Origin of the sequence: Sphingomonas citri (assembly GCF_019429485.1) — a bacterium.
Lineage (GTDB): Bacteria > Pseudomonadota > Alphaproteobacteria > Sphingomonadales > Sphingomonadaceae > Sphingomonas > Sphingomonas citri.
On the sequence record NZ_JAHXZN010000001.1, the window covers coordinates 1,666,506 to 1,691,653 of the forward strand.

Genomic DNA, 25,148 nt, shown 5'->3' on the forward strand with positions numbered 1-25,148 from the left:
CCGTATCGGGAAGAGCCGGGCCGGGGAGACCCGATCTGAGCGCGGCGCTACCTTGCCCTCGGGCAGCAAACAAGCCGGGCACGCGCGGCTGACGCGCGCGCCCTTGCCGCCTCACAAGGCCCAGGTCAGCTCCAGCCACAGTTTCTGCGTGTCGGTGGCGAAGCCGTCCGCGCGGTACGTGGCGTAGCGCGCCGAGATGCCGTAACGCGCCAGCTTGGCCGAGGCGAGCAGGTCGACCTCGTCGCCGTAGCGGCGGTCGACTCGCTCGGCGTCGAAGCGGTGGTACACCGCCTGCACGCCCACCGCCTTGAACGCGCCCAGCTTGGGCCAGCCCCATCCCAGGCTGCCGTACAGGTCGCGCACGCCGTCGGGCGGGGTGGTGGTGAGCTTGTCCGCCCAGCCCTGGAACTTGAAGATCGAGGCCAGCGGCGTCTGGAACGAGGTGAGCGCGGTGCCGTTGCCCGCGCCGAGCACCTCATAGCCCGCGCCGACGTGCAGCGCGTGCACGTCCAGCGCGCCGTCGACGAGGTAATAATCGGCGCGATAATCGTTGGGGTTGCGATGATAGTCCGACTGGGTGGCATAGCTCAGCTGCCACGACGCCTTCACCTTGGGCGCGACCGCGCGCGATCCGACCAGCCGCGCGCCGTAGCTCTGGCTGGACAGGCGATAGCCCTGCACCGCGGCCTCGTCCTGGTCGATCAGATAGGCGAAGCCGGTCAGCGTGCCGAGCGGCGTGTCCTGCGCCAGCAGCGCGAAGACGTTGTCGCCGCCGATCGCGGTCGGCTTGGCGCCGCGGCCGTTGATCCCGCTCGGCGTCCGTACGCTCCACGCATAGGTGAGGTCGGCGCGCAGGTGCTTGGTCAGGCTGAGCTGGCCGCGTACCGCGTCGAACGAGCGCGAATTCTGCCGGATCGCCGCGGCGCCGACGAAGCGCTCGTCCTCCAGCCCGATCTTCTGGCGCCCGCCGATGAGCGTGAACGGTGCCGACTTATATTGCAGCTGCGCCCGGTACAGCGCGATATTCTCCGGATCGCCGACGACGGGATAGCCAGCACCATGGCCGACGCTGTCGTCATAATGGTCGACGATGGCCAGATTGCCCTGCGCCTCGACCAGCGCCGACCACGGCCCGCTGCTCGCCGCCACGCCGCTGCGCACGCGGATCGTCACCGCGTCCGCCGCGCGCGCGATACCGTCCTGCTCGACGCGCTCGTAGCGCAGCCGCACGTCCTCGGTCGGGGTGAGTTTGATCGGGTCGGCGAGCGCGGGAGCGGCTTCGAGCGACAGCGCGGGAAGCGCGACGAGGGTGGCCGCGGCGAGGCGGCGGGTCAGCGGTGACAGGTGAACCATGGCCCTCCCGGTAAGCGCGCCCGCTTGCGATGTAGTTAACGCCGGACACTTGGACGAAGGCGTAAATTACGCATGATGACACGTCTTTGGTCGCAAAGTTAGTCGGCCCTTAACTCCGCGCGGCTACCACGTCACGATCGCCAGGAGAGGTTCGTGACCATTCGTAATATCGCCATCCCGCGCAAGCTCGCGCTCGCCTTCGCGGTGTTGATCGCGACCTTCTCGATCGTCAGCCTCGTGGTCTTCGCCAACGTGCGCACGCTCCACCAGGTAGCGGTGACGCGCGACGAGGCGAAGCTCGCCTCCGACCATGCCGACGACATGCTCAACGGCGTGGTCGAGGGGCAGAGCGCGGTGCGCGGTTACGTGCTGCTCGGCAAGCCGGCCTTCCTCGACACCTACAAGGAGAATGCCGCCGCGATCACCGCCGCCGCGGCCGAGTTCAATCGCCACGCCGCGCGGCCCGATCAGGGCGAGCGCGTGCGCCGCTTCCTCGCCGCGGTGGAGACGTGGCAGCGCACCAAGGTGGAGCCGACGCTCGCCGCCTTCGCCGACCCGGCGACGCGCGAGCAGGCGCGCGAGCTCGCCGGCTCCAAGCAACTCGGCGCGATGCGCGACTCGATCAAGGAGATACAGGCGGCGCAGCAGGCCTGGGTCGATCAGCAGGACGCCGCGCAGCGCCACGCCGAGACGATGGTGACGCTGGCGCTCGCGCTCGGCGGCGCGATCGCGGTGGCGCTGGCGGGCGCGATGGGCATGCTGCTGTCACGCTCGATCGCGCGGCCGGTGGTGGCGATCGCCTCGGTGATGGAGGAGCTGGCCGCGGGGCGCCACCAGGTGGCGCTGCCCAGCGCCGATCGCCGCGACGAGATCGGCACGATGGCGCGCGCGGTGGCGGTGTTCCGCGACGCCGCGGTGGAGAAGGCGCGCGACGAGCAGGAGCGCCAGGCGGTGTTCGCCGAGGTGGGCGATGGCCTCGCGCGGCTCGCCGACGCCGATCTCGCCGCACGCTTCAGCGACTTTCCGCCGGCCTATGCCAAGCTGGAGCAGGACTTCAACGCCGCGATGGACGCGATGGCGCAGGTGATGGGCGCGGTGACCAGCGCCACCAACGGCATCAACGACGGCGCCGCCGACATCCGTGCCGCCTCCGACGATCTCTCGCAGCGCACGGAGCAGCAGGCCGCCAGCCTGGAGGAGACCGCCGCGGCGATGGAGGAGATCACCTCCACCGTGAAGGAGACGGCGGCGAGCGCGGCGCAGGCCAACCAGACGGTCGAGGCGGCGCGGGTCGAGGCCGAGCAGTCGGCCGAGGTGGTCGAACGCGCGGTCGCCGCGATGGGCGGGATCGAGCGCGCCTCGAGCGAGATCGGCGAGATCATCGGCGTGATCGACGCCATCGCCTTCCAGACCAACCTGCTCGCGCTCAACGCCGGGGTCGAGGCGGCGCGCGCGGGCGACGCGGGCAAGGGCTTCGCGGTGGTCGCCTCCGAGGTCCGCGCGCTGGCGCAACGCTCCGCCGAGGCGGCGCGCGACGTGAAGGGCAAGATCACCGCCGCGACCGGTCAGGTCGACGCCGGGGTCACGCTCGTCAACGCCGCGGGCGACGCGCTGGCGCGGATCAGCGCGCGCGTCGGCGAGCTCAGCGGGCTGGTGCGCACCATCGCCACCGCCGCCGAGCAGCAGGCAACCGGCCTCCAGCAGGTCAACACGGCCGTGGCCGAGATGGACAATGTCACCCAGCAGAACGCCGCGATGGTGGAGGAGGCCACCGCCGCGGCACGCAGCCTGGCGGTGGAGGCCGACTCACTGGCGCAGCAGGTGGCGCGCTTCCGCGTCGGCGCTACCCCGCGCCCGGCGAGCCCGGTCCACCAGTTGCAGCAGCGCGCCGCTGCCGGGGTCCGCCGCCTCGCCGGCGCGCGCGCGACGGCGGTGAGCGACGACTGGTCGGGGTTCTAGGTACCAGATCCTCCCCGCATCGCGGGGAGGATCTTGCCCCTCACCCCATTCGGGCGCGGAAGAGCTGGCCGCCCTCGATCACCCACACCAGCGCCAGGACCGCGACCCCGATCGCGAGATATCCCAGCGCCAGCGGCAGCGTCGTCCCCGCGTAGGACTGGCCGATCGCGCTGCCCACCAGCACCGCACCTATGCTGGTGATGAAGCCCTGCACCGAGGAGGCGGTGCCCGCGATATGCCCGACCGGCTCCATCGCCATGGCGCCGAAGTTCGAGCCGCACAGGCCGATGCAGGTCATGCTCAGCGCCTGGAAGACGATGTAGCTCACCAGTGTCTCCCATCCCGCGGTGATCACCAGCAGGTGCAGCACCGACAGCGCGATCAGCGCCAGCACCGCCGCCTGCGAGATCAGTCGCGTGCCGAGCCGCTCGACCAGCCGGCTGTTGGCGAACGAAGCGCACCCCATCGCGCCCGCGCACAGCGCGAACAGCAGGGTGAAGCGGTCGCCCGCGCCGAACTCGTCGACGAAGATCTGCTGCGCCGACGAGACGAAGGCGATGATCCCGCCGAACGTCAGCGAGGCCGCCACGGCATAGCCGGCGGAATAGCGGTTGGTCAGTGTCTGGCGATAGTTGGCGCGCAGGTTGGCGAGCGAGATGGTGACGCGCCGCTCGGCCGCCAGCGTCTCGGGCACGCGCAGCAGCGTCCAGCTCAGCACGAAGGCGGCGAACCCGCCGAGCGCGTAGAAGATGAAGCGCCACGGCCCGAAGGCGAGCAGCCCCTGCCCCAGCGTCGGCGCCATGATCGGCACGATGAAGAAGATCATCTGCGCGATCGACATGGTGCGCGCCATCTGCCGCCCGGAGGCGGTGTCACGCACGATCGCCACCGCCAGCACGCGGGTCGAGGCCGACATCAGCCCCTGCAGCAGGCGCGCGCCGAGCAGTGCGGGGAAGGTGGCGGCGCTCGCCGCGAAGACGCTGGCGCCGACGAAGCCCGCCAGCGTCACAATCAGCACCGGGCGGCGGCCGTAGCGGTCGGCGAGCGGGCCGTAGAGCAGCTGTCCCAGGCCGAAGCCCATCATGTAGACGGTGACGATCCACTGGCGGTGGTTGGCCGCGCTCACCGCCAGGTCGTGGCCGATGTCGGCGAGTGCGGGCAGCATGAGATCGACGCCGAGCGCGTTCACCCCCATCAGCGCCGCGATGAAGGCGACGAACTCGCGCGGGTGCATGCCCCGCGGCGCGGGGTGCGGGTGCGGGGCGGAAAGGGACGTCATGCCTGCCCTATCGTCCTCCGCGCCGCAGTGCACAAGCGGCTGACGAGGCTACATTTCAACGGTTAGCACCTGATCCGGGCGGTCGACCCGTGCCGCGGCGCACGCCGGGAAACGAACGCGGTCCTCCTAACCCGCGCGCCGCAGCGTGATCCGCGTCATCTCGGACGGGCGTCCCAGCCGCAGCGCGAAGCCGGGCCACAGCGCAGTGCCGTTGCTGACGTAGAGCGTCATCGTGCCGACCTGGTAGCGGCGCGACACGAAGCCGTCATTGCCGCGCGCCACCAGCCGGTCGAGCCCGACGATCATGCCGCCGTGCGTGTGCCCCGAGAGCTGGAGCGCCACGCCGCGCGCCGCCGCCGCGCGGGCGTTGCGCGGCTGGTGGTCGAGCAGCACCACCGGCACGCCCGCCGGCGCGCCCGCCAGCGCGGCGGCGAGGTCGGGCGCGGGGTGGCCGGTCCCCGCCGCGGAGGCGTCGGTCACGCCGGCGAGCACCAGCCGCTCGCCGCCGCGCTCCAGCACGGCGTGCGCGTTCGGCAGCAGCCCTACGCCAAGACCGGCCAGGTGCCGCATCCAGGCGTCGTAATCGAAGAAATACTCGTGGTTACCCGGCACCGCCCAGATCCCGTCGGGGGCGCGCAGCCCGGCGAGCGGTGTCACGTCGTCGCGGCGCATCGCGACCGAGCCGTCGATGAAGTCGCCGGTGACGACGATCAGGTCGGCGCCCGCGGCGTTGGCGCGCGCCACCATCGCCTCGGCCCAGCGCGCCGGGAACAGCTTGCTGAGATGCAGGTCGCTGAGCTGAAGCAGCCGGTAGCCGTCGAAGCGCGGCGGCAGTCCGGCGACCTCCACCGTGATATCACGCAGCGGCGGCTGGCGCAGCGCGTTGGCGACACCGACCGCGGCGAGCACCGCCGCCATCGCCGCGGCGGCGTAGCGCGCCCCGTCGGGCAGCGTCGCGCCGCGGCGGACCAGCTGCGCCACCAGCAGGCCGAGATCGAGCAGCAGCTGAAGCGCGAACAGCAGCACGATGGCACCGAACGCCCAGTTGAACAGCACCACCATCGCGCGCGGGAACTCGGGCGCGAACACCGAGCCCGACGACAGCTTGCTCCAGTAATGAAACTGCGACGCGGCGAGCAGCAGCACTGCGATGCCGCCCTTGGCCCAGAGCGGCAGCGCCAGCGGCCAGAGCGTGCGAACGACGACGTAGAGGCAGGGCGTCGCGAAGATCAGATGGAAGATCGTGGGTCTCCTCGCCCGCCCCAACCAGCGACGCGCGCCGACGTTGCATCAGGCGACGGACGCTTCGCGCGCCTCAGCCGGCGCGGCGCTCCAGCGCGTGCGCCGCCTCGGCCATCAGCGCGGCGATGATGTCGGCGATCGGCTCTTCCTTGGTGACCATGCCGACCGACTGGCCCGCCATCACGCTGCCGTGCTCGACGTCGCCGTCGATCACCGCACGGCGCAGCGCGCCCGCCCAATAATGTTCGATCTGGAGCTGTGCCTCGGCCATCGCCACGCGCCCCTCGTCGAGCGACGAGGCGACCTCGCGCTGCTTGGCGGTGAACAGCTCGCCACCCGCGTTCTTGAGCGCGCGGACCGGGATCACCGGCAGGCGCGGATCGATCTGGACGCTGGCGATCGCGTCGCGTGCGCTGGCGCGGATGAACGCCTGCTTGAATCTCGGATGCGCGATCGACTCGGTGGCGCAGACGAAGCGCGTGCCGAGCTGGACCCCGGCCGCGCCCATGTCGAGATAGCCCGCGATCGCCTCGCCGCGCCCGATCCCGCCCGCGACGAACACCGGCACCTGGCTCGCGATCTCGGGCAGCATCTCCTGCGCCAGCACGCTGGTCGAGACCGGCCCGATATGGCCGCCCGCCTCCATCCCCTCGATCACCAGCGCGTCGACGCCCGAGCGGATCAGCTTCTTGGCCAGCGCCAGCGTCGGCGCGAAGCAGATCACCTTGGCGCCGCCCGCCTTGATCGCCTCGAGCGAGCCCTTGGGCGGCAGCCCGCCCGCGAGCACGACATGGCCGACGCCGTGGCGCCCGCACACCGCGATCAGCTCCTCGAGCGCCGGGTGCATCGTGATCAGATTGACGCCGAACGGCCTGTCGGTGAACGACTTGGTGCCGGCGATCTCGGCGTCGAGCAGCTCGGGCGTCATCGCGCCGCAGGCGATCACGCCGAAGCCACCGGCGTTGGACATCGCCGCGACGAGATGGCGCTCGCTCACCCAGGACATCGCCCCCGCCATGATCGCCACCTCGCTGCCGAGGAAAGCGGCGCCGCGCGCCATGCGGCGGGCGAGGCGCGCGGCGCCGCTCGCGGCGTCGGTGGCGGGAGCGTCGGTGGCGGGAGCGAGCGTGTCGGTCATGCCCTGCCCTAATCACAGCGCGCGGCGACGGCAATCACTCGCGCCGCGATGGGGCGAAGCCGGGAGGTGTTCCCCCGATTTTCCCGGGTCTTCACCGCGCCGATCGGCGCGCTCCCGCTACGAGAAGGGGCAGTGGGCGGGCGAGCGAGGGAATGACGATGCCGGACGAGAGATGGCCGCGGCGACGGCGCGCGGCGCTGCTGATCGTGCTGGTCGCGGCGAGCTGGGCGGTGCTCGCCGGGTCGATCGCGCTGGCGCTCACGCTGCTTCGCTGACCGGCGGCGAAGGCACTGAACCAAAGCGGGAAAATATGAAAAATGCGTCAGTGCGACTCGCTTTTAGCGGCGCGGCCGTTTGCGTAATCTGCTCGAACAACATCGGGAGGGGATGATGATGAACGGCATGATGTCGACGCGTCGGCGTTACTCGGTGCTCGCGGTGCTGACCGCGGCGAGCTGGGCCACGGTCGCGGTGGCGGCCGAGATGGTGTTGCAGTTGGCGCGCTGAGCCGCGCCGTAGACGGGTCGGCGCGGTACCCGGGGGGGCGCCGCGCCGACCGACCTTCGATCAGTTGCTGTCGCTATTGTCGTTGTTGTCGTCGCCATTGTCGGCGACGAGCAGCACGATGCCGGTCAGCGCGGCGAGGATGCCGATGCTGATGAGCGTGGTGGTCGGCACCTCGGCGCCGATCCGGCTGGCGTTGGCGCTGCCGCTGGCGGCGCGCGCCGAATGCGCGACCGAGAGCGACGACGCCGGATTGGCGGCGGGCGCGGCGACCGCGGCGGCGGGCAGCGCGAGCATCGCGGCGACACCCGCGACCAAGTTGATGAGACGCGACATTCGGTGATCTCCCTGACGGCGCCACCTCTGCGCGCGGCGCGTGGGGCTTCCTAGAACAGGCTGTTGTTGCAGTCATTTGACAATTGCGGCGGGTGGGACGGGCAACGTCCTCCCCGCTCGTTGGACAGCGCCTGCCCTTTACCGGATCGCCGCCGCCAGCACCGCGCGCGTGCCGGGGTGCGCGGCGTCATAGTCGAGCGCGGCGTCGAGGCTCTGCGCCATGGCGCGGATCAGCCGCGATCCCACGCCGGTGCCCTTGGGCCCGTCGTCGCCGATGCCAATGCCATCGTCCTCCACCACCAGGCGGAAGCGCAGCTCGCCGTCGCGCGCCAGTGCGATGCGCACCTCGCCGTCGCCGCCGGGATACGCGTATTTGCACGCGTTGCTCACCAGTTCGGTGACGATCACGCCGAGCGACACCGCCCGGTCGGTCGGCAGCCGCAGCGGCTCGGCGGCGAGGCTCAGCCGCCGCGGCGCCTCGCTGGTCGACCAGGTCGCGCCCAGCTCCTCGATGAGCTGCGCGAGATAGTCGCGCATCTCGACATGCTCGACGTCGTCCCCGGTGTAGAGCCGGCGGTGGACCTGCGCGATCGCGCTGATGCGGCGCTGCGTGTCCTCCAGGGCGGCGCGTGCGCCCGGATCCTCCAGCGCGCTCGACTGCATCCGCACCATCGCGGAGACGAGCTGGAGCGAGTTGGCGACGCGGTGGTTCACCTCCGCCAGCAGCGCCTCCAGCCGCGCGTTGCTGGCGCGCAGTTCGGCCTCGGCGCGGGTCTTGAGCGCCTCGACCTCGGTGCGTGCGAGCACCTGGCGGAAGGTGGCGTCGAGCAGGTCGAAGAAGTCGTCGCCCGGCGTCTTCACCACATAATCGGCGGCGCCCGCGCGCAATGCCGCCACCGCGACCCGCGTCTCCTCCGACCCGCTGACATAGACCACCGCCGGGGGCGTGGGCAGCGCGTGGAGCCGCTCGAGCGTCTCCAGCCCGTCGATCCCCGGCATGTAATGATCCACCGCGACGAGGTCGAAATGCTCGGCCGCGGCCGCCGCCACGCCCGCCTCGCCGCCGTCGGCGGTGGCGACCTGATAGCCGCGCCGCTCCAGCGCGCGGCTCACCAGCCGGCGGATGCCGGCATCGTCGTCGATGTAGAGGATGCGGGTGCCGGCGGCGATGGTCACGGGTCGCTCAGTTCGCCCCGTCGAGGTCGGGCACCTGGATCACCGACAGGAACAGCCCGAGCTGGCGGATCGCCTGGGCGAAGCTCTCGTAGTTCACCGGCTTGGTGATGTAGACGTTGGCGCCGAGATCGTAGCAGCGCTGGATCTCGCGCGAATCGTCGGTGGTGGTCAGCACCACCACGGGGGTGCGCTTGACCGGACCGTCGCTGTTCTTGATTCGCGTCAGGATGTCGGTGCCGCTCATGTCGGGCAGGTTGAGGTCGAGCAGGATCAGCGCCGGGCCGCTGAGCGCGGGGCCGACCGGATCGTTGAAGATGTAATCGAGCGCGCTCGTCCCGTCGGTGAAGTGACGGATCTCGTTGAGGATGCCGGCGCGTCGGATGTTCTTCTCGATGAGGCGCGCGTGGCCCTCGTCGTCCTCGATCATGACGATGCCGACCGACTGATGCGCGTTCATTCGTTTTTTCCCTGTCCTTCAGGACGTTGCGATTCCAGCGTCAGTGGTAGTGATAGCGTGAAGGTCGCGCCCTGTCCCAGGTTGGAGTCGACGCTGATCGTGCCGCCCAGTCGAAACACCAGCGCGCGCACCGTGGCGAGCCCGATCCCTTCGCCCGGCTTGTCCTGCGCGCCCGAGCGGCGGAAGAGGTCGAACACGCGCGCGTGGTCGCGCGGGTCGATACCGCGGCCGTTGTCGACGACGGCATAGATCACGCGCTGCGGCTCGCGCCGCCCGCTCACCGTGATCCGTCCGGGCACGCCGGGGCGCAGGTATTTGACCGCATTCTCGATAAGGTTGGAGAACACCTGGTCGAGCGAGAAGCGGTCGCTGATCACCTCGGGCAGCATCCCCGTCACCTCCAGCGTGGCGTCGGCGTCGGCGAGCCGGTGGGCGAGCGTGTCGCGGATCTGCCCGATCAGCTGGCCGACGTCGATCCGCTCGGGCGCGAGCTGGCGCCGGCCCTGCCGCGAGAGCTGGAGGATGGCGTTGATCAGCCGGTCCATCTTCTGCGTCGAGGCGCGGATGAAGCCGATCGCCTCGGGCAGGTCCTCGCGCGCGGACAGCCGCGCCTCCTCGCTGAGCAGCTGCGGCGCCTCGGCCTCGACCGAATCGACCAGCGCGCCGAGCTGGCCCGTTGCCGCTTCCAGCTCGGCGGTGAAGCCCATCACGTTGACCAGCGGCGAGCGCAGGTCGTGGCTGACGATATAGGCGAAGCGCTGGATCTCCTCGTTGGCGCGGGTGAGATCCTCGGTGCGCTCGGCCACCATCTCCTCCAGGCTGTCCGCCAGCGACTGGGTGGCATCGCGCGAGCGCGCCAGGTCGCGCGTATAGGCCAGCACGGTGAGCAGCGCGACCACCGCGAGCGCGGCGAGCAGCACCGCGGCGAGCACCAGCACCGCGTAGAAGGCGCGCTCGGTGACGCGCAGCTCCTGGTCGCGGATGGCGAGCAGGCGACGTTCCTCGCGCGCCATGCGGTTCATCAGAAAACGCACCGCGCGCATGCTGTTCGCCTCGGTGTCGGCGCGGAAGGCGGCGAGGGCGGCGCGTTGGTCGCCGCGCTCGATCAGCGCCATCGTCTCGGCGCGACGCTGCGCCAGCGCGCCGAGCTGGAGCTGGAGCCCGGCGAGATTGTCGCGCTGGCGCGGATTGTCGGCAGTGAGTCGCGCCAGCGTCACCAGCCGCTGCGGCAGCTCGGCGGCGGCGCGGTGATAACCCTGGCGGTAGGCCGCGGTGGCGGGCGCGAGCAATGCCCCGCGCCGCGTCGCCTCGGCCTCCTCGATCACGCGGCGCACTTCCAGCACCGCCTTCTCGACCTCGTAGGTATGGACCACGGCGCGGGTGTGCACCTGGTTCTGCCGCGTCACCCAGGCAGCGCCGCCGCCCGCGGCGAGCAGCGCGAGGAACCCGGGCACCAGCAGCGCGGTGAGCCGGGGTGCGATCTTGCCCTCGGGCGGCAGGAGGAATCGGGGCGTGGCCACGGCGCCGGCGGTTAGCGCGCGCGCGCGGCTTAGACCAGCCGCGACGCGCGCCGGCTCATCCCTCGGCCGAGCTCGCCGAGACCGGCAGGGCGATCGTGCAGTGCGCGCCGTCGGGCTCCAGCGTCAGCGCCGCGTGCGCGCCGAGCTGATAGGGCAGCGCCTGCTCGATGAGCTCGCGCCCCTGCCCGCCACCGCTCGTCGCGCCACCCGCCGCCGGCATGTCCACGCCGCGCTCGCGCCAGTCGATGTGGAGCCACGGCCGCAGGCCCGGCCCGGCCGGCTCTATCCGCCACCTCACGGTCAATTGCCCGCCGGGCTGCCCGAGCGCGCCATATTTCACCGCGTTGGTGGCGAGCTCGTGCAGCGCCAACGCCAGGGTCTGTACCGTCGAGGAGCGCAGCCGGACGCCGGTGGGTCCGTCGAGCGTGGCCCGCTCGATCCCGCCCATCGCGGTCAGCTCGCTTCGCAGCAGGTCGTCGAAGGTCACCCGGTCGACCTCGTTGAGCCGCGACAGCAACGCCTGCACGCGCGCCAGCGCGTCGAGCCGATCGGTGAAGCGCGCGCGGAAGTCGACGAGGTCGGTGCTGGTCCGCGCCATGTTGTCCGCGATCGAACGCACCACCCCCATCAGGTTGCGCGTGCGATGCTGGAGCTCGGCGATCAGCACCGCCTGGCGCTCCTCCCACTCGCGCCGGTCGGTGACGTCGACCATCGCGCCCACCATCCGGGTCGCGCCGTCGGCGTCGTAGAAGAAGCGACCGCGCGCGTCGTGCCAGCGCACCGTGCCGTCGCGCCGGACGATGCGGAACTCGCGGCTATATTCGCTGTGGCCCTCCATCGCCGCGCGGAGCGCCGCCTCGACGCCGGGGCGATCCTCCGGGTGCAGCCGATCGCGCCAAGCCTCGTAGCTCGGCTGGATCTCGCCGACCGCGTAGCCCTGCATGCGGAAATGCTCGTCGGACCAGTGCACCTCGCCGGTGCGGACATCCCAGTCCCACAGCCCGAGCCGACCGACCTCGATCGCGCTGCGCAGCCGCTCCTCGCTGCGCCGCACCGCCTCGGCGGCCTGGCGCGCCTCGGTGATGTCCTCGCCGATGCCGCCGATCAGCGTCACCGTGCCGCCGTCGCGGATCGGGAAGGCGGTGTCGCGGATCCAGCGCGTCGCGCCGTCGACCGGGCGGTGGAGGCGATAGTCGAAGCTGACATGCTCGCCGCCGCGCACGCGCGCCATCGCCGCCTCGGCCAGGGCGTGGTCCTCGGGGTGGACGAGATCGAGCCAGCTTGGCGCCGCGTCGCCCGCGATCGCGCGGTCGGGGCTCAGCCCGTAGACGGTCTCGAACGCCGGGGTGAGATATTCCCAGCGCAGCGTCGCCGCGTCGCGGATCCACAGCACGTCGTGCGAGGCCTCGCCGAACTGGCGCAAGCGCTCCTCGCTCTGGCGCACCTTGTCCTGCGCGGCGGCATCGCGCAGCCGCAGCAGCTCCTCCTGCGCGTTCTTCCAGGCGCCGATGTCCTTGGTGGTGGTGGCGACACCGTCGTCGAGCTTGACCACGGTCTGGAGGAACCAGCTGTCGAACTGCTCGTGGACATAGTGGCGCTCGTCCTGGCGCGGCTCGCCCGTCTCGGTCACGTGCTTGAAGGTGGCGAAGATCCCTTCCTCCACCACGCCCGGATTGCGCTCGAGCAGGCTCTGCCCGCGCACCTCGCCATATTTACTCTCGGAGGTGTGGTTGTTGAGCAGCCAGCGGAAGTCGACGATCGCGCCGCTCTCGTCGCGCACCGCCTCGAACACCTGAATCATGTCGGTGGAGGCGTCCATCGTGGCCTGCAGCAGGTCGCGCCCGTGCGCCAGCTCGGCGGTGCGCTGGCGCAGCACCAGCGCGCTCGCGGCGAACTGGGCGAGACTGGCGAGCAAGCGCGCGTCCTCCCGGTCAAAGGTGCGGTCGTCCTCGTGCGCGACCAGCCACAGAGTGCCGGCGGCACGACCGTCGCGGTGGAACGGGACCAGCAGCAGCTCGCGCACCGGCGGGTCGAGCGCGGGTCCGGCGAACAGCTCATCCGGCCGCTCGAACAGCAGCGCGGCGTCGCGCGCGATCGCGACCCCGCACGGGCTGGCGTCGAGCGGCATGCCGCCGCCGCGATAGCGCGCCCAGGCGCCGGACAGCGCGTCCCAGCGGAAGCCCTGCGGCTCGCGCAGGCTGACCCCGGCCGAGCCGGCCATCCCGTGCGCGACGATCTGATCCGTCAGCCGCTGGAGGAGTTCGGCGGGATGGTCGGCCAGGTCATTCGCGAGCGCCGAGAGGATCGCCGCCTCGGTGGCATGGTCGGGCGCGCGCGACGGGCGCGCCGCGAGCGCGTCCGCCGCCGCTGCCCCGAGCGTGACGGCGCTGACCGATCCACCGTGCATCGCACTCCTCCCCGATCGCACGACGCTACACCGGTGCGGGGGTCGGCGGCAACGCACGCGACGGTGGCGCGGGCCGCGGCTTGGCCCTACATCTGCGGGTATGCGCAGACACATCCTCGCCGTGCTCGGCCTCCTCGTCCTCGCCGCGATCGGCGTCTTCGCCTATCTCGCCTGGCCCGACGCCGCGCGGCTCGACGTCGCCGCGGTGAGCGGCGCGCGGCCGACGATCACGCCGCCGCGCGAACAGATGCTGCCCACGGTCAAGACCGCCGATCCGATCGGCTGGAAGGCGGGCGAGGCGCCGACGCCCGCGGCGGGGCTGCGCGTCGCCGCCTTCGCCACCGGGCTCGACCATCCGCGCTGGCTCTACCGCCTGCCCAACGGCGACGTGCTGGTGGCCGAGACCAACTCGCCGCCGCGCGAGGGCGGCGGCATCCAGGGCTGGGTGATGCGCCACCTGCTCGGCAAGGTCGGCGCGGGCGGCGCCTCGGCCAATCGCATCACGCTGCTACGCGACGCCGACGGCGACGGCCGCGCCGAGATCCGCACCGTGTTCATGACCGGGCTCACCTCGCCCACCGGCATGGCACTGTTCGACGGCCAGCTCTACGTCGCCAACACCGACTCGCTCGTGCGCGTGCCCTATACCGAGGGCGCGACCAGCGTCACCGCCAAGCCCGAGTTGGTGGTCAAGCTGCCCGGTGGCGGCAATCACTGGGCGCGCAACGTGATCCCGGCGGAGGACGGGCGCACCCTGTACGTCTCGGTCGGCTCGGCCTCCAACGTCGCCGAGGGCGGGTTCGCGCGCGAGAAGTTCCGCGCCGCGATCCTTCAGGTCTATCCCAAGGAGAAGACCTTCCGCGTCTTCGCCACCGGGCTGCGCAACCCCAACGGCATGGCACTGGTCCCCGGCACCAACCGGTTGTGGACCGTGGTGAACGAGCGCGACATGCTCGGCTCCGATCTCGTCCCCGACTATCTCACCGCGGTGGAGCTGGGCGACAACTTCGGCTGGCCCTGGTATTATTGGGGCGGATACATTGACACACGTGTCGAGCCGAAGAACCCGGAGCTGCAGCAATATGTGAAGCGCCCCGACTATGCGCTGGGCCCGCACGTCGCCGCGCTCGGGCTGAGCTTCGCGGGCGACGCCAAGCTGGGCGGGCAGTTCACGCGGGGCGCCTTCGTCGGCGAGCACGGTTCGTGGAACCGCAAGCCTCTGTCGGGCTACAAGGTGGTGTTCGTGCCGTTCGACGCGGCGGGCTGGCCGGTGAAGGGCGCCAAGCCGGCCGACGTGCTGACCGGCTTCGTCACCCCGGACGGCGACGCGCACGGCCGGCCCGTCGGCGTGATCACCGATCGCACCGGCGCGCTGCTGGTGGCCGACGATGTCGGCAACGCGATCTGGCGAGTCACCGGCGCGCGCTGATCCCGTCTCCGCTCCGCTCGCGCTATGATGAGCGCGGGCGGAGTGCGGAGTGAGTGATGCTGTGGACGATCGTCGTCATCCTGGTGGTGCTGTGGCTGCTGGGCTTCAGCTTCCATCTCACCCACGGGTTGATCCACCTGCTGCTGGCGATCGCGCTGATCGTCGGCTTGGTGCAGCTGTTCACCGGGCGACGCTGAGCAGCGCGCGCGTGTGCCTGTAACGAATTGTTGCCAGAGCGCGGAACAGCGGACGGGCGGCGGGAGTTTTCCTCTTCCCACTCAGGAGGTTACCTCGATGCTCTGGACGATCGCCGTTATTCTCCTGGTGCTCTGGCTGCTCGGCTTCAGCCTGCACGTCGCTGGCGGCCTGATCCACATCCTGCTGGTGATCGCGATCATCGTCGGGCTGGTGCAGCTGTTCAGCGGTCGACGCGTCTAGGCAGGGCGTATTCCCCACAACGGTCGCTTATCACCTCGGGCTTGAACCCGGGATCCATCCTTCCTCGCGCCTCCCAGTCGTCGCCCGCGCGAAGCATGGGTCCCCGGCTCAAGGCCGGTACAACGGTCATCGGACGCACAGCTCCGCTCAGGCGACCGCTTCTTCTCGAAGGCGAGGACGAGGCCCTACCCGAACCCATAGCGCCGTGGCATCGTCACTTCGCTTGAATCGCGGGAAGCGTCGGCAATCGGGATCGTCTCGCTCGATCGCGCGCAGCTCCTCGGCCAGCGCCGCCACGCCGCGCTCGCGGACCGCCGCCATCAGCCCTGGCGCGTCATAGGCGTCGTAGCTGTCGACCAGCGTGGCGAAGCCGTCGCTCATCAGTAGCAGCGTGTCGCCCAGCGCCGCCGTGACGCTGGCGTGGTCGGTCGAGGCCGACGATGCTGCCGCCTCGACGCCGAGCACGCGCCGCCCGGGCCGCTCACGCGCGGCGCGACGATCCGCGATCACCGCGGGCGTTCGCACCCCGCCGAGCGCGTCACCCAGCGCCGCCGCCTCGACGCTCTCCGCCGCGCGATCGGGCGCGGGGGTGAGCCAGTCGACCGCCCCGTCGGCGCGCGCGCGCAGGATCGCGCAGTCGCCCGCCCAAGCCACCTCGAGCGAGCCGCCGACGAGTTGGACCGCGGCGAACGAGGCGCTCGGCAGCTCCCACGCGCCCGCTGGCTCACGCCGCCGCTCGGCCGCGTAGCGCGCCGCCACCGTCTCATACACCGACGCGCAGGTGGCGCGCAGGTCGGCGGCCTCGCCGAGCCCGAAGGCGGCGTCGACGGTCGCCGCGAGCCAGGCCGCGCCGCCGCGATCGCCGAGCAAGCCGGGCGGGGCGAGGTCGGTGGCGCCGTCGATCACCCAGGCGCAGCGCGCGCTCGCGCCGGCGCGGTCGTCGTTGGGCGTGGCGAGATCGCCGCACAGGCTGAGCGACTGGAGCAGGTCGAGGTGCATGGGCGGCCCCTAGCCGCCCCGCACGGCTCAGTCGACGAAGAGCAGCGCCGGCGCCTCGATCAGCCCCTTCAGCGCCTGCACGAAGCTGGCCGCGTCATGCCCGTCAACCACGCGGTGATCGCAGCTGATCGACAGATTCATCAGCTTGGCCCGACGGATGGCATCGCCGCGCCCGGCCTCCTCGGGGGCGACGAAGACGGGGCGCTCGACGATCTTGTTCGGGCCGATGATCGCCACCTCGGGTCGATTGATCACCGGCGTCGTCGCGATGCCGCCGAGCGGACCGAGCGAGGTGAGCGTGATCGTGCCGTTGCCGAGCTCGTCGGGGCGCAATTTGCCCGCGCGCGCCGCCGCGGCGAGGCGCGCGATCTCGGTGGCGAGTTGCCAGACGTTGCGGTCCTGCGCGTCGCGGATCACCGGCACGGTCAGGCCGGCGTCGGTCTGCGCCGCCATGCCGAGATGGACGCGGCCGTGGCGCGTCACCACGCCGGCCTCGTCGTCGTAACGCGCGTTGAGCATCGGGAAGTCGGGCAAGGTGCGGCACAGCGCGACGATCAGCAGCGGGAGCAGGGTCAGCTTGGGCCGCTTGGCACGGCGCGCGTTGAGCTGCGCGCGCAGCGCCTCCAGCGCGGTGACCTCGATCTCCTCGACATAGGTGAAATGCGGGATGTGGCGCTTCGCCGCCGCCATGTTCTCGGCGATGCGCCGGCGCATGCCGATGACGCGGACCTGCTCGTCGTCGCGGGCGCGGCTGGCGTGGGGGGCACGATAGCCGTCGCCGGCTCCGTAGCGGAGGAAGGCGTCGAGGTCGGCGTGGCGGACGCGGTCGCCCTCGGCGACGCGGACCTGCGCGAGGTCGACGCCGAGGTCGCGCGCGCGCGCGCGAACCGCGGGTGAGGCGAGGATCCGCGACTCCTCGCCGGTATGGAGACCGCTCGCCGCAGGCGAGGGGTGGAGGGGGGCTTCCGCGGGCGCAGCGGTCGTTGACGTGGCTTCTGCCGAGGTCGGCCCTTGCGGCGCGCCCTCTCCACCACCGGCCGCGTCGGGGAGGATCGCGATTTCCTCCACTCCCGGATTCTCCGCCTCGAGCGTATCCTCCTTCATCGCGGGCGGCACGTCAGCGTCAGCGGCGGCCACCCCCTCCCCCTCGGTCTCGATCACCACCAGCGGGGCGCCGATCGAGACCTGGTCGCCGACCTCGCCCGCGCGCTCGACCACCACGCCCGCGACCGGGCTCTCCATCTCGACCGTGGCCTTGTCGGTCATCATGTCGGCGAGCTGCTGGTCCTCCTCGACGCGGTCGCCGACCTGGACGTGCCAGGCGACGATCTCGGCCTCGGAAATGCCCTCGCCGATGTCGGGCAGCTTGAAGGTGAAGCGCGCCATGTGCGTTTAGTCCTTGAGAATCTTCTTGAGCGCCTGGCCGATCCGCACCGGTCCGGGGAAATAGGCCCATTCCAGGCTGTGCGGATACGGCGTGTCGAAGCCGGTGACCCGCTCGACCGGCGCCTCGAGGTGGTAGAAGCAGCGCTCCTGCACCAATGCGGCGAGCTCGGCGCCGAAGCCGCCGGTGCGCGTCGCCTCGTGCACCACCATGCAGCGGCCGGTCTTCTTCACCGAGCGCTCGATCGCCTCGATATCGAGCGGGACGAGCGTGCGCAGGTCGATGATCTCGGCGTCGACGCCGGTGTCCGCCACCACCTGCGCGCAGACATGGACCATCGTGCCGTAGGCGAGCATCGTCACCGCCTCGCCCGCGCGCACCACATTCGCCTGGCCGAGCGGCACGGTGTAGTATCCGGTCGGCACCTCGCCGCCGGGGTGCTTCGACCAGTTCTCCGCCGGACGGTCCCAATGGCCGTTGAACGGGCCGTTGTAGATCCGCTTGGGCTCGAGGAAGAGCACCGGGTCATTGTCCTCGATCGCGGCGATCAGCAGGCCCTTGGCGTCATAGGGCGTCGAGGGGATCACCGTCTTGATCCCGGAGACGTGCGTGAAGATGCCCTCGGGCGACTGCGAGTGGGTCTGCCCGCCGAAGATGCCGCCGCCATAGGGCGAGCGCACCGTGATCGGCGCGGTGAAGTCGCCGGCCGAGCGATAGCGCAGCCGCGCCGCCTCGGAGACGAGCTGGTCGAGCGCGGGATAGATGTAATCGGCGAACTGGATCTCGGGCACCGGGCGCAGGCCATAGGCACCCATGCCGATGGCGACGCCGACGATGCCGATCTCAGTGATCGGCGTGTCGAACACGCGGGTCTTGCCGTATTTCTTCTGCAGCCCCGCGGTGGCGCGGAAGACGCCGCCGAAATAGCCGACGTCCTCCCCCATCACGATCACGTCGGGGTCGCGCGCCATCATCTCGTCCATCGCCGCATTGATCGCCTGGATCATGTTCATGCGGGTGGAGGGGGCCTCAACGGCGTTCTCTATCGTGTCGTTCACCCAACCCACTCCGTCATTCCCGCGCAGGCGGGAATCCACAACCTCTGACGTGGCGACACTTGCGAGAACCTGCGCGTCTGGATGCCCGCCTTCGCGGGGATGACGGCGGCGGGCGTGGCGCGGTGAGGCACCCTCGTCACTTCCGCGCCCACGGCCGGCCGCTCGCCGCTTCCTCGTCGATCATCATCTGGCGCTGCTCGCGCAGGTGCCAGGGCATCTCCTCGAACACGCCGTCGAACAGCGAGTCGAGCGGCTGCGCCAGGCCGTGGCCGAGGATGCCGTTGGCCTCCGCCGCCTTCTGCGCGGCGCGGACTTCCTCGGCCACTTCGCGGTCCATCGCCTCCTGCCGCGCGTCGTCCCATTCGCCGATCGCCACCAGATGGTCCTTGAGCCGGCGGATCGGGTCGCCCAGCGGCCAGGCGGTCGGCTCGCCGGTGGAGCGATATTGCGACGGGTCGTCGGAGGTGGAGTGGCCCTCGGCGCGATAGGTGAAATGCTCGATCAGCGTCGGCCCGACGTTGGTGCGCGCACGCTCCGCCGCCCACAGCGTCGCGGCATAGACCGCGAGCGGGTCGTTGCCGTCCACCCGCAGCCCCGCGATGCCATAGCCGATCGCGCGCGCCGCGAAGGTGGTCGCCTCCGCCCCGGCGAAGCCCGAGAAGCTCGAGATCGCCCATTGATTGTTGACGACGTTGAAGATCACCGGCGCGCGATAGACGGTGGCGAAGGTCAGCGCGGAGTGGAAGTCGCCCTCCGCGGTGGAGCCCTCGCCGCACCAGGTCGCGGCGATGCGCGTGTCGCCCTTGGAGGCGGACGCCATCGCCCAGCCCACCGCCTGGGGATATTGCGTGGTGAGGTTGCCCGAGATCGAGAAGAAGCCGAAGCGCTTCTCCGAATACATGATCGGCAGCTGCTTGCCCTGCAGCTTGTCGCCGGTGTTCGAGTAGATCTGGTTCATCATGTCGACCAGCGGGCAGCCGCGCGCGATCAGCAGCCCCTGCTGGCGATAGGACGGGAAGCACATGTCCTCGGCGTCGAGCGCGTGCGCCGCGGCGACAGCGACGGCCTCCTCGCCGAGCGACTTCATGTAGAAGCTGGTCTTGCCCTGACGCTGCGCGCGGAACATGCGCTCGTCGAAGGCGCGCACCGTCGCCATGTGGCGCAGCATGCGGCGCAGCGTGTCGGGGCTGAGCCGCGGGTTCCACGCGCCGACTGCCTGGTGCTGCTCGTCGAGCACGCGCACCATCGTGTAGGCGAGGTCGGTGAAGTCGCGCGGGTGCGCGGCGGTGTCGGGGCGCGGCGCGGCGCCCGCGGGGGGCACCTCCAGGTCGCCGAAGTCGGCCGCGTCGCCGGGGCGGAAGCGCGGCTCGGGCACGTGCAGCGTCAGCGGCTTCAGGTTGCGGGCGTCGCCCAAGGTCACTCTCCTCGCCGCCCGATTAGGTCCGGGAGGCTTCGGGGCGGCTTGTAATTATATTTCAAGCGAAGCGGAAGCCCCCTGATGGAGACGGAGGATGATGATAGCGGCGCGCGACGGGTGAGGACGAGGCGGCCGCACGATGAAGGCGATGCGCCGCACCCATCTGGCGTCATCCTGAACTCGTTCAGGATTTACCCGTCCGCGAACATCCGGCCGCTGGCTATGCGGCACCGTGGATCCTGAAACCGAGTTCAGGATGGCGAAGGTGGGAAGCGACCGCCTGCGTCGCCCTTCGATAGCTCTGCGGCTATAGGTCGCGATGGATGATCGGCGCTATTGAAGCTCAAGCAGACGCATCGTCCGAACAGACCGACTCGACTCCTCCCTCTAGAACAAAGTAAGAACGACGCTCCACCAGCGAGTCGTTATCTGTGTCCGAGTCGAGCGTCCTCCAGTCCCTGCGCGATACGCTCAGCGCGATCGAGGGTGACGGCCATCGCCGTCGCCCGGTGCTGCCGTTCGGCGTGCCCGCGGTCGACGAGCGGCTCGCCAACGGCGGTCTGCGGCTCGACGCGCTGCACGAGGTCGCCGCCGCCACCTCCGCGATGGGCGACGACGCCTCGGCCACGCTCTTCCTCGCCGGGGTCGCCGCGCGCGCCTGGGGGCCGGTGCTGTGGGTGGTGCGGCGGCGCGACCTGTTCGCGCCCGGCCTCTACCAGTCGGGGCTCGCGCCCGATCGCGTGCTCTACGCCGAGGCGAGCGACGATGCCGAGGTGCTCGCGCTGATGGAGGAAGGCCTTCGCCACCGCGCGCTCGGCGCGGTGATCGGCGAGACGCGCCGCGCGGCCATGGCCTCGACGCGCCGGCTCCAGCTCGCCGCCGAGGGCGGGCGCACCATCGCCCTGCTGCTCAAGCGCCACGCGCGCGAGGGCGCCGACCCGCTGGCGGTCCCCTCCGCGGCGGTGACGCGGTGGCGCATCGGCTCCGCCCCCTCGGCGCCGCTGCCGGTGGCGGGCGTGGGGCGCGCGCGCTGGGATCTCGCGCTGGTGCGGCAACGCAACGGCGAACCTTTTCAGACAATCGTGGAGGCATGCGATGAGACGGGTCGCATCGCTCTACCTGCCCGACTGGTCGATCGACCGGCTGCGGCGGGCAGAGCCGGCGCTCGCGCCGCCGCCTGAGCGCGTGGCGCTCGACCTCGCCGCGCTGAAGGCGGCGGGCGACGCCGAACAGGGCGGCAAGCAGTGCGACGCGCCGCGCAACACGGGCTGGCGCCCGGGCGCGCGCTGGGCGCGCGACGACGGCGGCTATCTGCCCGGCCCGCTGCGCGGCGTCGATGAGGCGACCGGCGGCGCGGGCGCGTGCTGGGCGGGCGAGACCCGCGCCGACGTCGCGCGCCGCGTCGCCGCGATCGCGCCGCACCAGCGTCCGCCGATGCGCGAGATGGGCCGCCGCAGCGAGGCGGCGGAGCACCCGTTCAAGCGGCTGCCCGGGGACGATGGAGGCAAGTCCACCGGCTGGCCCGAGTCCGCCGTGCACCGGCGGACGCACGAAGCCCGGGGTGACGATGATAGCCCCGCGCTATCCTGCCGCATGCCCGAGCCGAACCGTGCACCGCCGAACGCCGGAGCCCCGTGCCGCGAGGATGACGCTCGTCGCTCTGGGCTCCTGCGTGTGCAGGAGCACGCCCGCGGTTCGAGCGCGGCGATGGCGCCGGTGCGCATCGGCGGCGAGGGCGTACGGCCGGGATCGCGCCAGCGCGAGCGGGGCGCGCGCGGGCTTGAGCCGCGAGGCCGGGGGGAGGAGGCGCGCCCCTCGCCCCCCGCTCCTCCGTCATCCCGGACGTGTTCCGGGATCCAGCCTTCCGCGCGCGCCTCGACCGCTGAGCACGCGGGACCGTGGATCCCGGAACACGTCCGCGATGGCGGGAGGGGGCAGGAGGCCGCGCGCGCCGCGCCACCCCGGCTCGGCGCGAACGGTGCTGCCGCAGCCGGCACTCCCTCCGCCTCAACCTCGGACCCCGCCGCCGTGTCCGAGCACCGCCGCGTCCCCCACGTCTCCCCCGCGCTGAGCGGCGCGTGGAACGCGATGCCCGCGATCCGCTATCCCGGCGACGGGCCGCACCCGGACAAGACCGCCGCCAAGGAGCGCCGACCCGGCTCGAACGACCCTGGCGCTGCGGTCAAGGAGGTAGCCGCCTTCTTCGACACCGGCCGCACCACCGCGGGCACGGTCGCGCGCGTCTGCCGCGACCCCGCCGCGGCCGTCCCTCCCGGCCCGGCAGCCAACACCGCGCCGCCACTCGTCACCGTGCAGAAGGTGGGCAGCCGGGTCGAGATCGCCGCCGCCTCGCCAGCGGCGCGCGCGATCGGGGTCGAGCCCGGCATGGCGTTGACCCAGGTGCGCGCCGCCACCCCCGAGATCGTCGTGCGCGACGCCGACCCGGAGGGCGACCAGCGCGCGCTGCACCGCCTCGCGGTCGCGCTGGCCCGGCGCTGGACCCCGGTGGTGGCGATCGAGGATTCGCAGTCGCTGCTGCTCGACCTCACCGGCGTGGCGCATCTCCACGGCGGCGAGGCGCGGCTGGCGCGGCGGCTGGTGCGGCTGCTCGCGCGGCTCGGCATCACCGCGCGCGTCGCGATCGCGGACACCGCCGGCGCGGCCTGGGCCTGCGCGCACCATGCCGAGCCCGAGCGCGGCGGCGTGACCATCCTGCCGCCGGGCGCGACGCTGGACGCGCTCGCGCCGCTGCCGGTGGCGTCGCTCCGCGTCGACGAACGCGCGCTCGAGCTGCTGCGCCGGCTCGGCGTCGACACCGTCGGCCAGCTCGCCGCGCTGCCGCGCGCGCCGCTGGCGCGCCGCTTCGGCACCGCGCTGGCGCAGCGGCTCGACCAGGCGAGCGGGCGCGCGCCCGAGCCGCTCGCGCCGGTGGTGCCGCCGGTGGCGATCACGGTGGAGCAGCGCTTCGCCGAGCCGCTGCTCACCGCCGAGCCGATCGCGCACTGGATCGGGCAATTGGTCGACCGGCTCGCCGCCGAGCTGGCGCGCGCGGGGCGCGGCGCGCGCCAGCTGCTGCTCGCCGCGACGCGGGTCGACGCCGCGGTGCAGACGCTGCGGGTCGGCTTCGCGCGGCCGACGCGCGCGCGCGATCACCTGCGCCGGCTGCTGGTGCGCCGCGTCGAGCGGATCGACCCCGGCTTCGGGATCGAGGCGCTGACGCTCCACGTCCAGCGTGCCGACCCGCTCGCGCCCGAGTATCTCGACGGTGATCTCGCCGAAGGCGAGCGCCCCGACCTCGCGCCCCTCGTAGACGCGATCGTCAACCGCATCGGCGCGGCGCGGCTGTGGCGCGCGCGCGCGGTGGAGAGCGACGTGCCCGAACGCTCGGTGGCGGGCGCCGCCCCGCTCGACCCGCCCGAGCGCGCCGCGCCCGCGCTGCGGCGCGACGACGTGCGCCGGCTCGACACGCGCGACGCGGACCACCCGTGGCACCCGCGCTGGCCGCGCCCGACGCGGCTGCTGCGCCACCCGGAGCCGCTCGACCATGTCCTGGCCGAGCTCCCCGACCAGCCACCCAAGCGCTTCACCTGGCGCGGCGAGTCGCATGTGGTGGTGCGCGGCGACGGGCCCGAGCGAATCGCGGGCGAGTGGTGGCGCCGCCGCGGCGAGCGCGACGCGGTGCGCGACTATTACCAGGTCGAGGACGAGGCGGGCCGGCGCTACTGGCTGTTCCGCCGCGGCGACGGCGAGCGCGGCGCGACCGGCGACCTCAGCTGGTACATGCACGGGACGTTCGGGTGAGTGGGCGGGTGAGCAGGGGTTGCCTCGCGACGGTGCGGGGTAGGCCGCGGTACGACGGCGTCGGCGGCCGACTCTTCGCCGCGGTGCTCCTGCACACGCAGGAGCCTAGGGTATCGAGCGCCGACGTCTGTGCCCGCAGTTGGTGGACGGCCTGCCGCTTGGCCCTGGGTTCCCGCGTACGCGGGAACACGGCGGAAGGTACCGGCGGGTGGGCTCGCGCGTGGCGGACGATGCGCCGCGCGGGTCTGTGTTCCTGCCGGCACAAGAGCATGATGGTGGGAGACGATCCCACCCTGCCCCCTCGACTCGATTACATCGGCGACCTACGCGCCGCCGCCCTCCTCTCGCGTCGCCCCGGCGGAGGCCGGGGCCCAGTTGGGAAGGCTTTCGTGAGACTCAACGGCGTCCCCCACCTGGGCCCCGGCTTCCGCCGGGGTGACGGTAGCGGGTGTGGTCGCCGTATCGCTTCCATCACTGCTGCACCGGGCGGCAACGCCTGGCACTGCTACGACTCTCAACGACTCCCCGACAACGTCACCCCTACCCCCTCACCCCCGCGCGTCGATCGCACGGAAGTGCCCCGCCGCGGCATAGCGCAGGATCTGCTCGTCCGCGGTGACCAGCGCGCAGTCGAGCGCGCGCGCGGTCGCCACCATCAGCCGGTCGCATGGGTCGCCGTGGAGGCCGTTGCCGAGCCGCCCCGCCTCCAGCGCGATCGCGCGCGACACGGGCACGTCACGCGCCGCGAGGCTCGCGAGGCTACGCTCGACCCATGTGGCGAGCGGCAGGCCGAGCACCAGCCGGCCGCGATCGACCAACATCGCGATCTCCCACGCCACCATCGCCGAGACGCGACGGTCGTCGTCCCCCGCGATCGACGCGCGGGCGCGCGCGCCGAGCCGCGGCGAGTCGTCGACCGCCCAGATCACGACATGCGTGTCGAGCAGGATCACCGCGGCGTGTCGTCGCGCGCCGGGAAGCCGAGCGAGTCCCACGCCGCGTCGCGGGCGCCGTCGTCCGGTTCGAGCGGCGCGACGATGTCGCCGTGAACCGCCACCGTGCCCCGCATCGCGCCGAACGGCCCGGCCTGGTCGGCGCGCAGCTCGCGCGCGGTGAGCGTCAGCGCGGGGCGACCGCGCCGCGTGATCGTCAGCGGCTCGCCGCTGCGCTCCATCTCGCCGAGCAGCGCGAGGCAGCGCGCCTTGAACTCGGTGATGCCGACGATCCTGCCCATCCGCGCCTCCAACTGAC

Annotated in this window: 21 protein-coding genes; 6 read left to right on the top strand and 15 right to left on the bottom strand. The window is 71.9% G+C overall.

What is annotated here, in order from left to right:
• Positions 1-111: 111 nt before the first annotated feature.
• Positions 112-1,353, bottom strand: coding sequence for a hypothetical protein (locus KZ820_RS07625; RefSeq protein ID WP_258047778.1), 1,242 nt, complete (start codon positions 1,351-1,353; stop codon positions 112-114).
• Between the two features lie 153 nt (positions 1,354-1,506).
• Here KZ820_RS07625 and KZ820_RS07630 point away from each other — a divergent pair, with 153 nt between their 5' ends.
• Positions 1,507-3,312: a methyl-accepting chemotaxis protein gene (locus KZ820_RS07630; protein ID WP_219747940.1), complete on the top strand. Its 1,806-nt coding sequence runs from the start codon at positions 1,507-1,509 to the stop codon at positions 3,310-3,312.
• A 40-nt stretch (positions 3,313-3,352) separates the two neighbouring features.
• On the opposite strand, the gene KZ820_RS07635 is transcribed toward KZ820_RS07630, so the two are convergent.
• From KZ820_RS07635 to KZ820_RS07670, 8 genes are all read right to left on the bottom strand, one after another.
• Positions 3,353-4,546: a multidrug effflux MFS transporter gene (locus KZ820_RS07635; protein ID WP_219748158.1), complete on the bottom strand. Its 1,194-nt coding sequence runs from the start codon at positions 4,544-4,546 to the stop codon at positions 3,353-3,355.
• A gap of 171 nt (positions 4,547-4,717) precedes the next feature.
• Positions 4,718-5,857: a metallophosphoesterase gene (locus KZ820_RS07640; protein WP_258047779.1), complete on the bottom strand. Its 1,140-nt coding sequence runs from the start codon at positions 5,855-5,857 to the stop codon at positions 4,718-4,720.
• A gap of 49 nt (positions 5,858-5,906) precedes the next feature.
• Positions 5,907-6,893, bottom strand: a complete 987-nt coding sequence (locus tag KZ820_RS07645; protein ID WP_219748160.1) for an NAD(P)H-dependent flavin oxidoreductase — start codon at positions 6,891-6,893, stop codon at positions 5,907-5,909.
• Between the two features lie 645 nt (positions 6,894-7,538).
• Positions 7,539-7,811 (bottom strand): hypothetical protein, encoded by a 273-nt coding sequence (locus KZ820_RS07650; protein ID WP_219747941.1) that lies wholly within the window; start codon positions 7,809-7,811, stop codon positions 7,539-7,541.
• A gap of 138 nt (positions 7,812-7,949) precedes the next feature.
• Positions 7,950-8,987, bottom strand: coding sequence for a sensor histidine kinase (locus KZ820_RS07655; RefSeq protein ID WP_183921666.1), 1,038 nt, complete (start codon positions 8,985-8,987; stop codon positions 7,950-7,952).
• Positions 8,988-8,994: 7 nt separating this feature from the next.
• The gene (locus tag KZ820_RS07660) at positions 8,995-9,444 is read right to left on the bottom strand and encodes a response regulator (protein WP_183921667.1); all 450 of its coding nucleotides are present in this window, start codon (positions 9,442-9,444) and stop codon (positions 8,995-8,997) included.
• Entirely contained in the window at positions 9,441-10,964 is a 1,524-nt protein-coding gene (locus KZ820_RS07665) for a sensor histidine kinase (RefSeq protein ID WP_219747942.1), read from the bottom strand. Before KZ820_RS07665 ends, KZ820_RS07660 begins: the two co-directional genes overlap by 4 nt.
• 55 nt (positions 10,965-11,019) lie before the next feature.
• Positions 11,020-13,371, bottom strand: coding sequence for a PAS domain-containing protein (locus tag KZ820_RS07670; protein WP_219747943.1), 2,352 nt, complete (start codon positions 13,369-13,371; stop codon positions 11,020-11,022).
• 100 nt (positions 13,372-13,471) lie between these two features.
• Between KZ820_RS07670 and KZ820_RS07675 the strand changes: the two genes are divergently transcribed.
• The 3 genes from KZ820_RS07675 to KZ820_RS07685 all read left to right on the top strand — a co-directional run bounded on the left by KZ820_RS07675 (position 13,472) and on the right by KZ820_RS07685 (position 15,238).
• The gene (locus KZ820_RS07675) at positions 13,472-14,800 is read left to right on the top strand and encodes a PQQ-dependent sugar dehydrogenase (RefSeq protein ID WP_219747944.1); all 1,329 of its coding nucleotides are present in this window, start codon (positions 13,472-13,474) and stop codon (positions 14,798-14,800) included.
• Positions 14,801-14,856: 56 nt separating this feature from the next.
• Complete coding sequence (locus KZ820_RS07680; protein WP_219747945.1) at positions 14,857-14,997, top strand: lmo0937 family membrane protein; 141 nt, start codon at positions 14,857-14,859, stop codon at positions 14,995-14,997.
• Between the two features lie 97 nt (positions 14,998-15,094).
• A complete protein-coding gene (locus tag KZ820_RS07685) occupies positions 15,095-15,238 on the top strand; it encodes a lmo0937 family membrane protein (protein WP_219747946.1) in 144 nt (47 codons plus the stop codon).
• Positions 15,239-15,385: 147 nt separating this feature from the next.
• Here the strand turns inward: KZ820_RS07685 and KZ820_RS07690 are convergent, their stop codons facing one another.
• The 4 genes from KZ820_RS07690 to KZ820_RS07705 all read right to left on the bottom strand — a co-directional run bounded on the left by KZ820_RS07690 (position 15,386) and on the right by KZ820_RS07705 (position 20,093).
• Positions 15,386-16,237: a PP2C family serine/threonine-protein phosphatase gene (locus KZ820_RS07690; protein WP_219747947.1), complete on the bottom strand. Its 852-nt coding sequence runs from the start codon at positions 16,235-16,237 to the stop codon at positions 15,386-15,388.
• A 27-nt stretch (positions 16,238-16,264) separates the two neighbouring features.
• The gene (locus tag KZ820_RS07695) at positions 16,265-17,623 is read right to left on the bottom strand and encodes a dihydrolipoamide acetyltransferase family protein (protein ID WP_219747948.1); all 1,359 of its coding nucleotides are present in this window, start codon (positions 17,621-17,623) and stop codon (positions 16,265-16,267) included.
• Positions 17,624-17,629: 6 nt separating this feature from the next.
• Positions 17,630-18,634, bottom strand: coding sequence for an alpha-ketoacid dehydrogenase subunit beta (locus KZ820_RS07700; protein ID WP_132908876.1), 1,005 nt, complete (start codon positions 18,632-18,634; stop codon positions 17,630-17,632).
• Positions 18,635-18,815: 181 nt separating this feature from the next.
• Positions 18,816-20,093 (bottom strand): 3-methyl-2-oxobutanoate dehydrogenase (2-methylpropanoyl-transferring) subunit alpha, encoded by a 1,278-nt coding sequence (locus KZ820_RS07705; RefSeq protein WP_258047780.1) that lies wholly within the window; start codon positions 20,091-20,093, stop codon positions 18,816-18,818.
• Between the two features lie 434 nt (positions 20,094-20,527).
• Between KZ820_RS07705 and KZ820_RS07710 the strand changes: the two genes are divergently transcribed.
• Together KZ820_RS07710 and KZ820_RS21840 are read left to right on the top strand one after the other, a co-directional pair.
• The gene (locus KZ820_RS07710) at positions 20,528-21,277 is read left to right on the top strand and encodes an ImuA family protein (protein ID WP_219747950.1); all 750 of its coding nucleotides are present in this window, start codon (positions 20,528-20,530) and stop codon (positions 21,275-21,277) included.
• Positions 21,192-23,897, top strand: coding sequence for a Y-family DNA polymerase (locus KZ820_RS21840; protein ID WP_258047781.1), 2,706 nt, complete (start codon positions 21,192-21,194; stop codon positions 23,895-23,897). The genes KZ820_RS07710 and KZ820_RS21840 overlap by 86 nt, the downstream gene beginning before the upstream one ends.
• Before the next feature lie 548 nt (positions 23,898-24,445).
• Here the strand turns inward: KZ820_RS21840 and KZ820_RS07720 are convergent.
• Both KZ820_RS07720 and KZ820_RS07725 read right to left on the bottom strand, forming a co-directional pair.
• Positions 24,446-24,850 carry a type II toxin-antitoxin system VapC family toxin gene (locus KZ820_RS07720; protein WP_219747951.1) on the bottom strand — a complete coding sequence of 135 codons (405 nt, stop codon included), beginning with the start codon at positions 24,848-24,850 and terminating at the stop codon, positions 24,446-24,448.
• A complete protein-coding gene (locus tag KZ820_RS07725; protein WP_219747952.1) occupies positions 24,847-25,131 on the bottom strand; it encodes a type II toxin-antitoxin system Phd/YefM family antitoxin in 285 nt (94 codons plus the stop codon). Before KZ820_RS07725 ends, KZ820_RS07720 begins: the two co-directional genes overlap by 4 nt.
• Positions 25,132-25,148 lie beyond the last annotated feature (17 nt).

Bases quoted from the DNA above. Each gene is read 5' to 3' on its own strand.
- KZ820_RS07625 (WP_258047778.1), bottom strand. From the start codon at position 1,353: ATGGTTCACCTGTCACCGCTGACCCGCCGCCTCGCCGCGGCCACCCTC.
- KZ820_RS07635 (WP_219748158.1), bottom strand. From the start codon at position 4,546: ATGCACCCGCGCGAGTTCGTCGCCTTCATCGCGGCGCTGATGGGGGTG.
- KZ820_RS07645 (WP_219748160.1), bottom strand. From the start codon at position 6,893: ATGGCGCGCGGCGCCGCTTTCCTCGGCAGCGAGGTGGCGATCATGGCG.
- KZ820_RS07650 (WP_219747941.1), bottom strand. From the start codon at position 7,811: ATGTCGCGTCTCATCAACTTGGTCGCGGGTGTCGCCGCGATGCTCGCG.
- KZ820_RS07660 (WP_183921667.1), bottom strand. From the start codon at position 9,444: ATGAACGCGCATCAGTCGGTCGGCATCGTCATGATCGAGGACGACGAG.
- KZ820_RS07670 (WP_219747943.1), bottom strand. From the start codon at position 13,371: ATGCACGGTGGATCGGTCAGCGCCGTCACGCTCGGGGCAGCGGCGGCG.
- KZ820_RS07675 (WP_219747944.1), top strand. From the start codon at position 13,472: ATGCGCAGACACATCCTCGCCGTGCTCGGCCTCCTCGTCCTCGCCGCG.
- KZ820_RS07680 (WP_219747945.1), top strand. From the start codon at position 14,857: ATGCTGTGGACGATCGTCGTCATCCTGGTGGTGCTGTGGCTGCTGGGC.
- KZ820_RS07685 (WP_219747946.1), top strand. From the start codon at position 15,095: ATGCTCTGGACGATCGCCGTTATTCTCCTGGTGCTCTGGCTGCTCGGC.
- KZ820_RS07690 (WP_219747947.1), bottom strand. From the start codon at position 16,237: ATGCACCTCGACCTGCTCCAGTCGCTCAGCCTGTGCGGCGATCTCGCC.
- KZ820_RS07695 (WP_219747948.1), bottom strand. From the start codon at position 17,623: ATGGCGCGCTTCACCTTCAAGCTGCCCGACATCGGCGAGGGCATTTCC.
- KZ820_RS07700 (WP_132908876.1), bottom strand. From the start codon at position 18,634: ATGAACATGATCCAGGCGATCAATGCGGCGATGGACGAGATGATGGCG.
- KZ820_RS21840 (WP_258047781.1), top strand. From the start codon at position 21,192: ATGAGACGGGTCGCATCGCTCTACCTGCCCGACTGGTCGATCGACCGG.
- KZ820_RS07725 (WP_219747952.1), bottom strand. From the start codon at position 25,131: ATGGGCAGGATCGTCGGCATCACCGAGTTCAAGGCGCGCTGCCTCGCG.